Origin of the sequence: Cupriavidus sp. D39, assembly GCF_026627925.1 — a bacterium.
Taxonomy (GTDB): domain Bacteria; phylum Pseudomonadota; class Gammaproteobacteria; order Burkholderiales; family Burkholderiaceae; genus Cupriavidus; species Cupriavidus ulmosensis.
The window spans coordinates 2,670,498-2,683,849 of the sequence record NZ_JAPNLE010000009.1; the positions used below are offsets into that span (position 1 = coordinate 2,670,498).

Annotated in this window: 14 protein-coding genes; 6 read left to right on the forward strand and 8 right to left on the reverse strand. The window is 63.0% G+C overall.

All coding sequences use genetic code 11. The features are described 5' to 3' along the window. Window positions 1-129 precede the first annotated feature (129 nt). Together clpA and clpS are read right to left on the reverse strand one after the other, a co-directional pair. Window positions 130-2,424, reverse strand: a complete 2,295-nt coding sequence (clpA, locus tag OMK73_RS24575; RefSeq protein ID WP_267604310.1) for an ATP-dependent Clp protease ATP-binding subunit ClpA — start codon at window positions 2,422-2,424, stop codon at window positions 130-132. Next, window positions 2,421-2,747 carry an ATP-dependent Clp protease adapter ClpS gene (gene clpS / locus OMK73_RS24580; protein WP_006157525.1) on the reverse strand — a complete coding sequence of 109 codons (327 nt, stop codon included), beginning with the start codon at window positions 2,745-2,747 and terminating at the stop codon, window positions 2,421-2,423. Before clpS ends, clpA begins: the two co-directional genes overlap by 4 nt. 514 nt (window positions 2,748-3,261) lie before the next feature. Between clpS and OMK73_RS24585 the strand changes: the two genes are divergently transcribed. Next, complete coding sequence (locus OMK73_RS24585) at window positions 3,262-3,468, forward strand: cold-shock protein (RefSeq protein ID WP_150986000.1); 207 nt, start codon at window positions 3,262-3,264, stop codon at window positions 3,466-3,468. Window positions 3,469-3,937: 469 nt separating this feature from the next. Here the strand turns inward: OMK73_RS24585 and icd are convergent, their stop codons facing one another. Beyond that, complete coding sequence (gene icd / locus OMK73_RS24590; protein WP_043349336.1) at window positions 3,938-5,188, reverse strand: NADP-dependent isocitrate dehydrogenase; 1,251 nt, start codon at window positions 5,186-5,188, stop codon at window positions 3,938-3,940. 322 nt (window positions 5,189-5,510) lie between these two features. On the opposite strand from icd, the gene OMK73_RS24595 reads away from it, so the two are divergent. The 3 genes from OMK73_RS24595 (at window position 5,511) to OMK73_RS24605 (ending at window position 7,153) form a co-directional block, all read left to right on the forward strand. Beyond that, on the forward strand, window positions 5,511-6,185 hold the full coding sequence (locus OMK73_RS24595) for a pseudouridine synthase (RefSeq protein WP_267604313.1): 675 nt from the start codon (window positions 5,511-5,513) through the stop codon (window positions 6,183-6,185). Between the two features lie 110 nt (window positions 6,186-6,295). After that, window positions 6,296-6,517 carry a hypothetical protein gene (locus OMK73_RS24600; RefSeq protein ID WP_150985996.1) on the forward strand — a complete coding sequence of 74 codons (222 nt, stop codon included), beginning with the start codon at window positions 6,296-6,298 and terminating at the stop codon, window positions 6,515-6,517. A gap of 237 nt (window positions 6,518-6,754) precedes the next feature. Beyond that, entirely contained in the window at window positions 6,755-7,153 is a 399-nt protein-coding gene (locus tag OMK73_RS24605) for a DUF192 domain-containing protein (protein ID WP_420715673.1), read from the forward strand. A 59-nt stretch (window positions 7,154-7,212) separates the two neighbouring features. On the opposite strand, the gene OMK73_RS24610 is transcribed toward OMK73_RS24605, so the two are convergent. After that, window positions 7,213-7,698 (reverse strand): YajQ family cyclic di-GMP-binding protein, encoded by a 486-nt coding sequence (locus OMK73_RS24610; protein ID WP_006157531.1) that lies wholly within the window; start codon window positions 7,696-7,698, stop codon window positions 7,213-7,215. 178 nt (window positions 7,699-7,876) lie between these two features. Between OMK73_RS24610 and murB the strand changes: the two genes are divergently transcribed. After that, the gene (gene murB, locus OMK73_RS24615) at window positions 7,877-8,896 is read left to right on the forward strand and encodes a UDP-N-acetylmuramate dehydrogenase (RefSeq protein ID WP_267604318.1); all 1,020 of its coding nucleotides are present in this window, start codon (window positions 7,877-7,879) and stop codon (window positions 8,894-8,896) included. Between the two features lie 48 nt (window positions 8,897-8,944). Here murB and OMK73_RS24620 read toward each other — a convergent pair whose 3' ends face one another. From OMK73_RS24620 to argF, 3 genes are all read right to left on the reverse strand, one after another. Continuing rightward, window positions 8,945-9,256 carry a pyrimidine/purine nucleoside phosphorylase gene (locus OMK73_RS24620; protein WP_267604319.1) on the reverse strand — a complete coding sequence of 104 codons (312 nt, stop codon included), beginning with the start codon at window positions 9,254-9,256 and terminating at the stop codon, window positions 8,945-8,947. A 164-nt stretch (window positions 9,257-9,420) separates the two neighbouring features. After that, window positions 9,421-10,650: an argininosuccinate synthase gene (locus OMK73_RS24625; RefSeq protein ID WP_267604320.1), complete on the reverse strand. Its 1,230-nt coding sequence runs from the start codon at window positions 10,648-10,650 to the stop codon at window positions 9,421-9,423. A gap of 189 nt (window positions 10,651-10,839) precedes the next feature. Then, window positions 10,840-11,763, reverse strand: coding sequence for an ornithine carbamoyltransferase (gene argF, locus OMK73_RS24630; RefSeq protein ID WP_267604322.1), 924 nt, complete (start codon window positions 11,761-11,763; stop codon window positions 10,840-10,842). 396 nt (window positions 11,764-12,159) lie between these two features. On the opposite strand from argF, the gene OMK73_RS24635 reads away from it, so the two are divergent. Next, on the forward strand, window positions 12,160-12,459 hold the full coding sequence (locus OMK73_RS24635; protein WP_006157536.1) for a DUF3579 domain-containing protein: 300 nt from the start codon (window positions 12,160-12,162) through the stop codon (window positions 12,457-12,459). 258 nt (window positions 12,460-12,717) lie between these two features. On the opposite strand, the gene rpsT is transcribed toward OMK73_RS24635, so the two are convergent. Next, window positions 12,718-12,984, reverse strand: a complete 267-nt coding sequence (gene rpsT / locus OMK73_RS24640; protein ID WP_006157537.1) for a 30S ribosomal protein S20 — start codon at window positions 12,982-12,984, stop codon at window positions 12,718-12,720. Window positions 12,985-13,352: the final 368 nt, after the last annotated feature.

A 13,352-nucleotide genomic window follows, 5' to 3' on the forward strand; every position in this document is an offset into this window, starting at 1 on the left:
AACACAGCTGCAGTGCGCAGCGGCACCCGGCCAAAACAAAAAGGGCGGCATCGCTGCCGCCCTGTATTTTGCCCGAGGATAGCACGAATTGCAGGCAAGGTCCGCTCTGCCTGCCCCTCACGCTTCGTCCTAGACTTCCGCCTTTTCGTTTTCCGGTGCTTCGGGCGGTTCCGCGGCTGCCTCGGCAAAGTCCAGCTTGATCTGGTCCTGCTCGTCGAGATCCACCACCACCCTGCCACCGGACACCAGCTTGCCGAACAGGAGTTCGTCAGCCAGCGCCTTGCGGATCAGGTCCTGAATCAGGCGCTGCATCGGACGTGCGCCCATCAGCGGGTCGAAACCCTTCTTGGCCAGGAACTTGCGCAGGTGGTCGCTGAAGCTGGCTTCCACCTTCTTCTCGTGAAGCTGCTCCTCAAGCTGCATCAGGAACTTGTCGACCACGCGGAGGATGATTTCCTCGTCGAGCGAGCGGAAGCTGATGATGGCATCCAGCCGGTTACGGAACTCGGGCGTGAACATGCGCTTGATGTCGACCATCTCGTCGCCCTGCTCGCGCGAGGACGTGAAGCCGATGGTGGCGCGGTTCATGGTTTCCGCTCCCGCATTGGTGGTCATGATGATGATCACATTGCGGAAGTCGGCGCGGCGGCCGTTGTTATCGGTCAGCGCGCCATGGTCCATCACCTGCAGCAGGATATTGAAGATATCCGGATGCGCCTTCTCGATTTCGTCCAGCAGCAGCACGCAGTGCGGCTTCTTGGTGACGGCCTCGGTCAGCAGGCCGCCCTGGTCAAAGCCCACATATCCCGGCGGCGCGCCGATCAGCCGGCTCACCGCGTGGCGTTCCATGTACTCGGACATGTCAAAGCGCAGCAGCTCGATGCCCATGATGAAGGCAAGCTGCTTGGCCACTTCGGTCTTTCCCACCCCGGTCGGGCCGGAGAACAGGAAAGAGCCGATCGGCTTGTCCGTCTTGCCCAGGCCGGCGCGCGACATCTTGATGGCTGAAGCCAGCGCCTCGATGGCCGGCTCCTGGCCGAACACCACGGATTTCAGGTCGCGGTCCAGGGTCTGCAGCTTGCTGCGGTCATCCTGGTTGACGCTCTGCGGCGGGATGCGGGCAATGCGCGAGACGATGTCCTCGATCTCGCCCTTGCCGATGGTCTTCTTCTGCTTGGACTTGGGCAGGATGCGCTGGGCCGCACCGGCCTCGTCGATCACATCGATGGCCTTGTCCGGCAGGTGGCGGTCGGTGATGAAGCGTGCCGACAGCTCGGCCGCCGCGGTCAGCGCCGCAGCCGCGTACTTGACGCCATGGTGCTCCTCGAAGCGCGACTTCAGGCCGCGCAGGATCTGCACGGTCTGGTCGACCGACGGCTCCACCACGTCGATCTTCTGGAAACGACGCGACAGGGCCGCGTCTTTTTCGAAGATGCCGCGGTATTCGGTGAAGGTGGTCGCGCCGATGCACTTGAGCTGGCCCGACGACAGTGCCGGCTTGAGCAGGTTGCTGGCGTCCAGCGTCCCGCCCGAAGCGGCGCCCGCGCCGATCAGCGTGTGGATCTCGTCGATGAACAGGATCGCGTTCGGATTGTCCTTGAGCGACTTGAGCACGCCCTTCAAGCGCTGCTCGAAGTCCCCGCGGTACTTGGTGCCGGCCAGCAGGGCGCCCATGTCGAGCGAGTACACGACGGCCTTCTCCAGGATGTCGGGCACTTCGTTCTTGGTGATGCGCCAGGCCAGGCCTTCGGCGATCGCGGTCTTGCCGACCCCAGCCTCGCCCACCAGCAGCGGGTTGTTCTTGCGCCGGCGGCACAGCACCTGGACCACCCGCTCGACTTCGCTTTCGCGGCCGATCAGCGGATCGATCTTGCCGGCCTTGGCCAGCGTGTTCAGGTTCTGGGTGAACTGCTCGAGCGGGCTTTCCTTGCCATCGCCGCCTTCGCCCTCGGCCGTGCCGTCGCCGTGCTTGGCGGGCTCGGACTGGTCCTTGCGGATGCCATGGCTGATGAAATTGACCACATCCAGCCGGGTCACGCCCTGCTGCTGGAGGTAGTACACCGCGTGCGAGTCCTTCTCGCCAAAGATCGCCACCAGGACATTGGCCCCGGTCACTTCCTTCTTGCCGTTGGAAGTGGACTGCACGTGCATGATGGCGCGCTGGATGACGCGCTGGAAGCCCAGCGTAGGCTGGGTATCCACCTCGTCGGTACCAGGCACCACGGGCGTGTTGTCCGCGATGAAGTTCTTCAGACTGGTGCGCAAATCCTCAATATTGGCTGCGCAGGCGCGCAAGACTTCCGCTGCCGTGGGGTTGTCAAGCAACGCCAGTAGCAGGTGCTCCACGGTTATAAACTCGTGGCGTGCCTGCCGGGCTTCAACAAACGCCATGTGCAGGCTGACTTCCAATTCTTGCGCAATCATGCTTCCTCCATCACGCATTGCAACGGATGACCCGCCTGCCGTGCGTGGGTTGACACCAGCTCGACCTTCGTTGCCGCGATATCCCTGGTATAGATGCCGCAGACCCCCTTACCTTCCCGGTGGACGGTCAGCATGATCTGCGTCGCCGTCTCCCGGTCCCTGCTGAAATACTGCTGCAGGATCATCACGACGAACTCCATCGGGGTGAAGTCGTCATTCAGCAGCAACACCTTGTACATGGCGGGCGGTTTGAGCGCCTGCTCTTTCCGCTCCAGTACGGTGCCTGCTTCGCGTTGTGGGACATTTGCCAGCCGTGTAGCCATGGCTTTATTCTAACCCTTACGCACAACTCTGCAATTTGGGGAAAAGACGCCGGATTCAAGAGGCCGATGCAGCGGCCGTCCAAATTCCTGGGATGCCGAAGGCATCCGGGCTCACCTCGTGGGTCACCTGAACGAGGGCGCACTCTTTCGCGGTGCGCCCTTTCCCTCCAAAATACCACCTATAGCCGTTCCTTTCCCGCCACACCCTACCGGGAGTGGGGAATCTGCCAACTTGACAGTGCGCAGGTTTGACAGAAGAATCGTTCGCACATTCACGTCTGGTCAAGCGAGCCAAGCAATAGTCCTGACTGAGTGATCCGTGAGCAGGGAGGCCCACGAATCCAGCGGCGGCGAGTCAGCACATCAAACTGGCCGCCACGCGGTGTCCGCACTGAGTCGTGCCTTTGCGCCCGACCCGGTTCCATCCGGGCAGCGCGCGAGAACACTAGCCGGGCACCCACTGGCCGCGGCGCCTTCCCCCGCTCGTATCCTGCTTTTTTTGTTGGGGGAGTTTATGGCAAGCGGTATCGTCAAATGGTTCAATGACGCCAAGGGCTTTGGGTTCATCAAGCCGGACGACGGCGAAGAAGAACTGTTTGCGCACTTTTCGGCCATCCAGATGAATGGCTTCAAGACCCTGAAAGAGGGTCAGCGCGTATCCTTCGAGATCATCCAGGGCCCCAAGGGCAAACAAGCCACCAATATCCAGGATAACGCCTGAAGATTCGGTGCGCGGCCGCACCAGCCGGTAGAGCTTGAGGCGGCCACGACAGGATGCGGGGGATCATCCCCGGAACGGGATCGGCCTGCCCCGCCCCAAAGCATGCAGGCTGAACAGCAGCACGTAACGCATCCGACAAAAAGCCCGGTCAGGTCAATGCCGGGCTTTTTGCTTGCCTGCTTGCCTGCCTGCCGGTTGGCCCGTTGCCAGCCTCTTTCCGCGATTCATCCGTTTCTGGCCGTTTGCATCGGCTTTCTGGCTGATTTTTGCGCGATTTTGGCTGGAATGAATCGGAAGCCCTGGCGGCGACTGCCGGGACTCTTCGATCAGCGCCCCAGCCTTTAGCGAACCCAAGGTCCCAAGCGACTCGCCAATGAAAAAGCCCCCGGGCTTCCTCTCGGAAGCACAGGGGCCTGTTGCGGCGCGCCGAGCCGCCATCCGCGCAGGAAGGCAGCGCACGCCCGGGGGCTTACATATTGTCGATCATCACCTGGCCAAAGCCCGAGCACGACACCTGCGTCGCGCCTTCGAGCAGGCGGGCGAAGTCATAGGTGACCTTCTTCGACAGGATGGACTTCTCCATCGAGGAGATGATCAGGTCGGCGGCTTCGGTCCAGCCCATGTGGCGCAGCATCATCTCCGCGGAGAGGATTTCGGAACCCGGGTTCACATAGTCCTTGCCGGCGTACTTCGGTGCGGTGCCGTGGGTGGCTTCGAACATGGCCACGGAGTCCGACAGGTTGGCGCCCGGGGCAATGCCGATGCCGCCGACCTGGGCTGCCAGCGCGTCGGAGATGTAGTCGCCGTTCAGGTTCAGCGTGGCGATCACCGAGTATTCGGCCGGGCGCAGCAGGATCTGCTGCAGGAAGGCGTCGGCGATGGCGTCCTTGATGACGATTTCGCGGCCGGTCTTCGGGTTCTTGAACTTGCACCACGGGCCGCCGTCGATCAGCTCGGCGCCGAATTCCTGCTGTGCCAGCTCGTAGGCCCAGTCACGGAAGCCACCTTCGGTGAACTTCATGATGTTGCCCTTGTGCACGATGGTCACCGACGGCTTGTCGTTGTCGATCGCGTACTGGATGGCCTTGCGCACCAGGCGCTTGGTGCCTTGCTTGGAAACCGGCTTGACGCCGATGCCCGAGGTATCCGGGAAACGGATCTTCTTCACGCCCATTTCGTTCTGCAGGAAGGCGATCAGCTTCTTGGCCTGGTCGCTTTCCGCTTCCCACTCAATGCCGGCGTAGATGTCTTCCGAATTCTCGCGGAAGATCACCATGTCGATCTTTTGCGGCTCGCGCACCGGCGAGGGCACGCCCTTGAAGTACGCAACCGGGCGCAGGCAGACGTACAGGTCCAGTTGCTGGCGCAGCGCAACGTTGAGCGAGCGGATGCCGCCGCCAACCGGCGTGGTCAGCGGGCCCTTGATGGACACCACGTAATCCTTCAGGACTTCGAGAGTTTCTTCAGGCAGCCACACGTCGGGGCCATACACCTTGGTCGATTTCTCGCCGGCATAGATCTCCATCCAGGAGATCTTGCGCTTGCCGCCGTAGGCCTTGGCCACGGCTGCGTCGACCACCTTGATCATCACCGGGGTGATATCCAGGCCCGTACCGTCGCCTTCGATGAATGGAATGATCGGATTGTCCGGAACATTCAGCGAAAAATCCTGGTTGACCGTGATCTTTTCGCCGGCCGGAACCTTGATGTGTTGATACATGACGTCTCCAGTACGGAACGGGGGGTTGCAACGAGCCGCCGGATTCGTGACCTGGCGGCGAGATTTGGATGGCGCGCGGGCATTTTAACGGCGATCGGCGCTGGGGGATGCCGCAGCGCACCACGCTCGGACTGCCCGGCTATGCGTCACACGCATACAGGTCTTATATAAGACATAAGACCGTTTCGTATTATGCAGCAAAATTTCATGATCCGCCATCCTGGCCGTAGCCCGCGCCGCCCGGCGCGGGCTACGGCATACTGACGCCCCATACTGACGCCATTAATGCGCCCTACCCGCGCGCCAGGCTCCAATACTCTCGATGACGCTGATCGCACTGAACAAACCCTTCGGCACCATGAGCCAGTTCTCTGCGCACCCGTCGCGCCCGACTCTCGCCGACTGCGTGCAGCGGCCCGGCGTGTATCCGGCAGGAAGGCTCGATGCCGACAGCGAAGGACTGCTGCTGCTGACCGATGATGGCATCCTGCAGGCGCGCATCGCCGATCCGCACCACAAACTGCCCAAGACATATCTGGCCCAGGTCGAAAACGTGCCGGACGAAGCCGCCCTGGCGCACCTGCGCAATGGCGTCGACCTCGGAGACTTCCATACCCTGCCGGCGCGGGCGCGCTGCATCGACGAGCCGGACTTCCTGTGGCCACGCACTCCTCCAGTGCGATTTCGCGCCGCCATCCCTACCCAATGGCTGGAACTCGAGATCCGCGAGGGCAAGAACCGCCAGGTGCGCCGCATGACCGCGGCAGTGGGATTTCCGACCTTGCGCCTGGTGCGCGTGCAGATCGGCACGCTCGACCTGCGCACGCTCGGACTGGCGCCAGGGCAATGGTGCGAGATCGAGCCGAGCGCGCTCGGCCTGCAAGCCATAGCCGCGCCACGCACCCGCACGACCGCGCGCGGCAGCGGATCGGGGGCCGCAACCAGCCCCCAGGATCGGCGCCCTGCTCGCCCTCGCGCAAAAAGTTACAAAAATTAACAAGTCGCGAGTCAACGACTCACCGCCTCGTTTCGTTTTTGACACTGACGCGTCGCATACGAGTACGAGTCAAGCTCTTCCGAATCGATTTACCTTCGAGGTAGTTAAGCATGAACAAACTGATCGCTGCTCTGGTTGCCGGCCTGTTCGCCACCGGCGTTTTCGCCCAAGCCGCCGCACCCGCACCGGCAGCCCCGGCTGCTGCAGCGCCTGCCGCCGAAGCACCGGCTGCAAAGCCCGCGACGAAGAGCACCAAGAAGTCCAAGAAGCACGCTCACAGCAAGACCAAGGCTGCTCCGGCTGCCAAGGCCGACGCTGCTGCAACGAAGTAAGAGTTTGCAGGCAGGCCGGGCTTTACGCCCGGCAAGCAAGGCAGGCTGCCCGCAAGGCGCCTGCCTTTTTCTTGCTCGCGGCGGTAAGGCCTGCTGCAACGACGTGGAATATTTGATCGCGCCGCTCGCGCGGTAGCTGCGCTATGCTGGCGGCTGTCCCGAACCCGTCATTCGCCGCTCCAATTCATGCGCCCTTTCTTCAAGAACCTGCTCGTCGGCGGCAGCGCCTTCGCCGCCATGGCCTGCGCCTGTGCCCAGTCCCCGGCCAGCTTGCCGGTCAGGCAACTCACCGCTGGCATGTACGCGATCAAGGCGGAAATCGCCGCCACGCCCGAGGCCCGCGAGCTCGGCCTGATGTACCGCAAGACCATGCCCGCCAACGAGGGCATGCTGTTCGTGTTCGAAGAGAAAGCCGGACACTGCTTCTGGATGAAGAATACCGACCTGCCCCTGTCGATCGCCTTCCTGGCCGATGACGGGTCCATCGTCAATATCGAAGACATGGCGCCCCAGACCGAGGACAACCACTGCCCGCGCGCGGCCGTGCGCTACGCGCTGGAGATGAACAAAGGCTGGTTTGTGCAGAAAGGCCTGAAGGCCGGCGCGAAGATCGGCGGCCTGCCGCAGGCGCGCTAGATAGGAAGGGCCACGCGCGCGGCAGCATGGCTGCTGCCGCGCCTTCCGGCGACAGGAGATCAGTCGCGGAAGTTGTTGAAGTCCAGCGGCGCCTCTGGAACGTCCTTGCGCAGCAGCGCGATCACGCTCTGCAGGTCATCGCGCTTGGTGCCGGTGACACGCACCGCGTCGCCCTGGATGCTGGCCTGCACCTTGATCTTGCTGTCCTTGATCATCTTGACGATCTTCTTGGACAGATCGCCGGTGACGCCCTTCTTGATGGTGATGACCTGCTTGACCTTGTCGCCACCGATGCGCTCGGTCTTGCCGTAGTCGAGGAAGCGCACGTCGACATTGCGCTTGGCCATCTTGCTGATCAGCACGTCCTTGACCTGGCCGAGCTTGAAATCGTCATCGGCGAACGCGGTAAGCTCGTTCTCCTTGTGCTCGACCCGCGAATCCGAACCCTTGAAGTCGAAACGGTTCGTGATTTCCTTGTTGGCCTGCTCGACCGAGTTCTTCACCTCGATCATGTTCGCTTCGCACACTACGTCAAACGACGGCATTGCATTCTCCTTGTCTAGCTGCGTGTTGCTGTGTCTTGCTGTGTCTTGCCACTTGCCCGCGGCATATCCGCGGGCCTTGTCGTCGCGCGCGCCGGCTGGCGGCGGCGCTTACGTATAATCCAGCCTACCCTGCAGTCCGATGCCGTCGACCCCGGCGGCCGCTTCACCTTTCCCTTGCATGGCAGATTTCCTCGAATTTTATCCCCTGCGCCGCCACAATACATTCGGATTCGACGTGCGCGCGCGCTTTGCCGTGCACGTGCGCAGCGAAGCCGACCTGCTGGCCGCCTTGGCTGACCCGCGCGCGCAAGGCCTGCCGCTGGTCGTGCTCGGCGGCGGCAGCAATGTGGTGCTGACGCAGGACCTCGACGCCCTGGTGCTGCTCATGGAGATCCCCGGCTACGCGGTGGCCAAGGCCGACGGGGCCCACCTGGTCACGGCCGGCGCTGGCGAGAACTGGCATGCGCTGGTCTGCCGCACCGTTGCCGACGGCTTGCCGGGCCTGGAAAACCTGGCCCTGATCCCCGGCACCGCGGGCGCCGCGCCAATCCAGAACATCGGCGCCTACGGCGTGGAGCTGCGCGAGCGCTTCGACAGCCTGCGCGCATTCGACCGGCGCAGCGGCGAATTCGTCCGCCTGACGCTGGAACAATGCCAGTTCGCGTACCGGGACAGCCTGTTCAAGCGCGAGGGCCGTGACCGCTACATCATTACCGCGGTCACGCTGCGCCTGCCGCTGCCGTGGCAGCCGATGCTGGGCTATGCGGAACTGGCGCGCGAACTGGCCACGCAAGGCACGGCGGCAGCCCCCACGGCGGATGGCATCCGCGACGCGGTGATCGCGATCCGCTCGCGCAAGCTGCCTGACCCTGCGCAGGTCGGCAATGCCGGCAGCTTCTTCAAGAACCCGGTGGTGGGCGCCGAGCAGCGCGATGCGCTGCTGGTGCAGCATCCCAGCCTGGTCAGCCATGCGCAGCCCGACGGCAGCTACAAGCTGGCTGCCGGCTGGATGATCGATCAGTGCGGGTTCAAGGGCTTGAGCGACGGCCCGGTGGGCGTCTACGGCAAGCAGGCCCTGGTGCTGGTGCACCACGGCGGCGGCACCGGAGCCGCGCTGCTGGCGCTGGCCAACCGCATCGCGGATGCGGTGCAGGCCCGCTTCGGCGTGCGTATCGAGCCCGAGCCGGTGGTGCTTTAACCGGCATCAACCACCATTGACCACCAGCCCCGGTGTGCTTCGCCGGGTTCAGGCGAAGTGGCAGACGTAGTCCAGCGTTTCGGTCACTTCGATATCGAAGCTGCTGTCGCCGGGCACGTTGAACTGCTGGCCGGCGCCATAGGTATGCCACTGGTCTTCGCCAGCCAGCTTCACGCGGCACACGCCGCCATTGATTTCCATGATTTCCGGAGCGCCGGTGCTGAAGGTCAGCGCGGCGGGAAAGATCACGCCCAGCGTCTTGCGCTTGCCGTCCGGGAACAGCACGGTGTGGCTCACGCACTTGCCGTCGAAGTACAGGTTGGCTTTCTTGACGACGGATACGTTGTCGAACTGGCTCACGCTATTTCTCCTTGATGCTTGGTTCTGGATGACTGAAATCTGACTGGAATCTGGAATGTCGAACGAGAGCGAGGCGGCGCAAAAAGGGGCCATGGCGGCCCCCTTCTGCTGAGTGCTGACTGGCCGGCTGCGGCCCGAACCGAGCCGATGCCGGAAAGCCCGCCTTACTCGCCGCGCTGGCGGCGTGCGTTTTCGGCGATGCGCATGCGCAGCGCGTTCAGCTTGATGAAGCCGCCGGCATCGGCCTGGTTGTAGGCGCCGCCGTCATCGTCGAAGGTCGCGATGGTCTTGTCGAACAGCGTGTCCTTGGAGTCGCGCGCGACCACGATGACGTTGCCCTTGTACAGCTTGACGCGCACCCAGCCGTTGACCTTGGCCTGCGTGTGGTCGATCAGCACTTGCAGAGCCTTGCGCTCCGGGCTCCACCAGTAGCCGTTGTAGATCAGGCTGGCGTAGCGCGGCATCAGGTCGTCCTTCAGGTGCGCCACTTCGCGGTCGAGCGTGATCGACTCGATGGCGCGGTGGGCCTTCAGGATGATGGTGCCGCCGGGGGTTTCGTAGCAGCCGCGGCTCTTCATGCCGACGTAGCGGTTTTCCACCAGGTCGAGGCGGCCGATGCCGTGCTTGCCGCCCAGGCGGTTCAGCTCGGTCAGCACTTCAGCCGGGGTCATGCGCTTGCCGTTCAGGCCGACGATGTCACCGCCCTCGAATTCGACGTCCAGGTACTCGGCCGCGTCCGGTGCGTTCTCCGGCGACACGGTCCAGCGCCACATGTCTTCCTCGGCCTCGGCCTTGGGGTCTTCCAGGTGGCGGCCTTCGAAGGAGATGTGCAGCAGGTTGGCGTCCATCGAGTACGGGGCGCCGCCCTTCTTGTGCTTCATGTCGATTTCGATGCCGGCCTTTTCAGCGTAGGCCAGCAGCTTTTCGCGCGACAGCAGGTCCCACTCGCGCCACGGGGCGATGACCTTCACGCCCGGCTCCAGGCCGTAGTAGCCCAGCTCGAAACGGACCTGGTCGTTGCCCTTGCCGGTAGCGCCGTGCGACACAGCGTCGGCGCCGGTGCTGCGCAGGATTTCGATCTGGCGCTTGGCGATCAGCGGACGCGCGATCGAGGTGCCGAGCAGGTACTCGCCTTCATAGACGGCGTTGGCGCGGAACATCGGGAAGACGAAATCGCGCACGAATTCTTCGCGCAGGTCGTCGATAAAGATGTTTTCCGGCTTGATGCCGAACTTGAGCGCCTTCTGGCGGGCAGGTTCGAGTTCTTCGCCCTGGCCGATGTCGGCGGTAAAGGTGACAACCTCGCACTGATAGGTGTCTTGCAGCCACTTCAGGATCACCGAAGTGTCCAGCCCGCCGGAGTAGGCGAGCACGACTTTCTTGATATCGCTCATGTTCGACTCGATGCGAAAAGTAAGCGTGGCCGGCCACAAAGCCAGTCACGCGAGAAAAAGGAATGCGGAAAAACCGCTATTTTGACACGTCCGTCCCGGCTTGGGCGGCACTTGGCGAGCCGGGCGGGCATGCGGGCGCCGGATTGGCACACCGCATGTGCGCCAAACGTGGCACCGCCCCGCCGGCGATCAGTAACGCCCGCAGAGCAGGTATTCCATCAGGGCCTTTTGCACGTGCAGGCGGTTCTCGGCCTCCTCCCACACCACGCTCTTGGGACCATCGATGACCGCCGCCTCCACTTCCTCGCCGCGGTGCGCGGGCAGGCAGTGCATGAAGAGCGCATCGTCGCCGGCGCGATCCATCATGGCGGTGGTCACCATCCAGTTCTGGAAAGCGCGCTTGCGCGCGTCGTTCTCGGCCTCATAGCCCATGCTGGTCCACACATCGGTGGTGACCAGGTCGGCGCCCTGGCAGGCGGCGAGCGGATCGTCGAACACCTTGACCAGGTGCGCGGCCGTTGCCGGCACCATGGCCGGATCGAGCTGGTAGCCGGGAGGCGCCGAGAAATGGAAGGTGAAGCCGAGGCGTTCGGCCGCCTGGATCCAGGTGTAGGCCATGTTGTTGGCGTCACCGATCCACGCGACCGTCTTGCCGCGGATGCTGCCGCGCTGCTCGATGTAGGTGAAGACATCGGCCAGCACCTGGCAGGGATGGTATTCGTTGGTCAGCCCGTTGATCACCGGCACCCGCGAATGCGCGGCAAAACGCTCGATGATCTCCTGGCCGAAGGTGCGGATCATGATGATGTCGACCATGCGCGAGATCACCTGCGCCGCATCCTCGATCGGCTCGCCGCGCCCCAGCTGGGAGTCGCGGGTGTTGAGGAAGACGGCGTGGCCACCGAGCTGGTGGATGCCGGCCTCGAACGACAAGCGCGTACGAGTCGAGTTTTTCTCGAAGATCATGGACAGCGTGCGATCGTGCAGCGGATGCCATGTCTCGTAGTTCTTGAACTTGGTCTTCAGAATCCGTGCGCGGTCCAGCAGGTACTCGTACTCGTCGGGAGTCAGGTCGCTGAACTGGAGGTAATGCTTGATCGAAGTTGGGCTCATAAAACAAAGAAGGCGGCTCGGTAGTGGCATGCCGCCATGAAGGGTTCATGACCTGGCCATGCCGCGGAGCCGCCTTTCGCGTCGCTTACGCAATTTATCTCAAGGAATCATAAGGGATTATTACTGCTTTGGCGAGCGTGCACGGCACCTCGCGAGGCACGGAGGCTTATGCGCGAGTCTTATATAAGATATAATACCCGCTGATTCACGCGGGGCCCGGCATACCCATGCCACCGCCCGCTGCCGGCATCAAAAGTGCCCCCGCCGACACCGACGCCCCCGCCGCCACGGCCGGAATGAAACGAACTAATCGTTTCCTGGCCGCGTCAAACGGGCTTCCGTTTGGTCAGTCTGGCGGGTTTACCGTCGAGTCACCCGTCTTATCCCCGCAGTCCCATGAATCCCACAGTTCGCGAATACTTCATCCAAGGCATCACCAAGGAAGGCAAGACCTTCCGCCCAAGCGACTGGGCTGAACGACTGTGCGGCGTGATGGCGCAATTCCGCCCCGAGGGCGACACCGGCGACCCCCGCATCACCTATTCCCCTTACGTACGGCCCGTCATGGCAGGCGGGCTGAAAAGCGTGGTGGTCGATGCGCGGCTGCGCGACATCGAGCCCAAGGCGCTGGACTTCGTCCTCAACTTTGCCCGCGACAACAACCTGCAACTGGTCGAGGCCTGCTCGCTGGAGTGAGTCCGCGCTGAAGCTGCGGCCTCGCCGCAGCAAAGCTAGCCGCATGCACCTTCGGGACCAGCGCAAGCCAAATTACAAAGCAAAAAGAGCTCGTCAAATGACGAGCTCTTTTATCGGACGGACCATCCTCAGGCGATCCACCCTGCCGACTGACTACCTGACCAGGACTGTGACGCGCCACCTAAGCGACGCGACCATGCGCAATGGCCGGCGAACAGCCGGAAGGTGCCCGGCTTTCGCCCGGCACCAGTGCCAATATCAGGCAGCCATCGACTTGATAGCCGACGACAGGCGCGACTTGTGGCGTGCAGCCTTGTTCTTGTGCACGATCTTCTTGTCGGCGATGGCGTCGATGATCGATTGCGAGTTCTTGAAGATCTCGGCAGCAGCAGCCTTGTCGCCGGCTTCGATCGCCTTGCGAACAGCCTTCACTGCGGTACGCAGACGCGAACGCAGGCTGGAGTTGTGGGCGTTCTGTGCGACGGCCTGGCGCGCGCGCTTGCGAGCTTGTGCGGAATTTGCCATTTAAGTAGATTTCCTGAATTCAGATGCGTGCCCGACGGAAGGACGGAGCAAACCGCGGACACAATTAAGTGCACATCAAGCGACCCGGGATGCACTGGCACACGAATCCGGAACGCAACTAGCCTTGTGAATCGGCAATTATACACACAAGAAAAAGCGGCTGGCAAGCCGAGCCATGCCTCATCTAAGGCGGGGTGACGCAAAGGCCGATATACGGGCGCCTGCGGGGCCAAACCGTATAATACGCGCCACACCGGCCCCGCCCTCGCGTGGCCTCGATGCAACTTTGGCGCGCGCCCGGCGTCTGATCCCGGTTCGCACCGGCGGTCCGACCCACGCTGCCGCCGCCACCCCTTGCCGCCGAACCC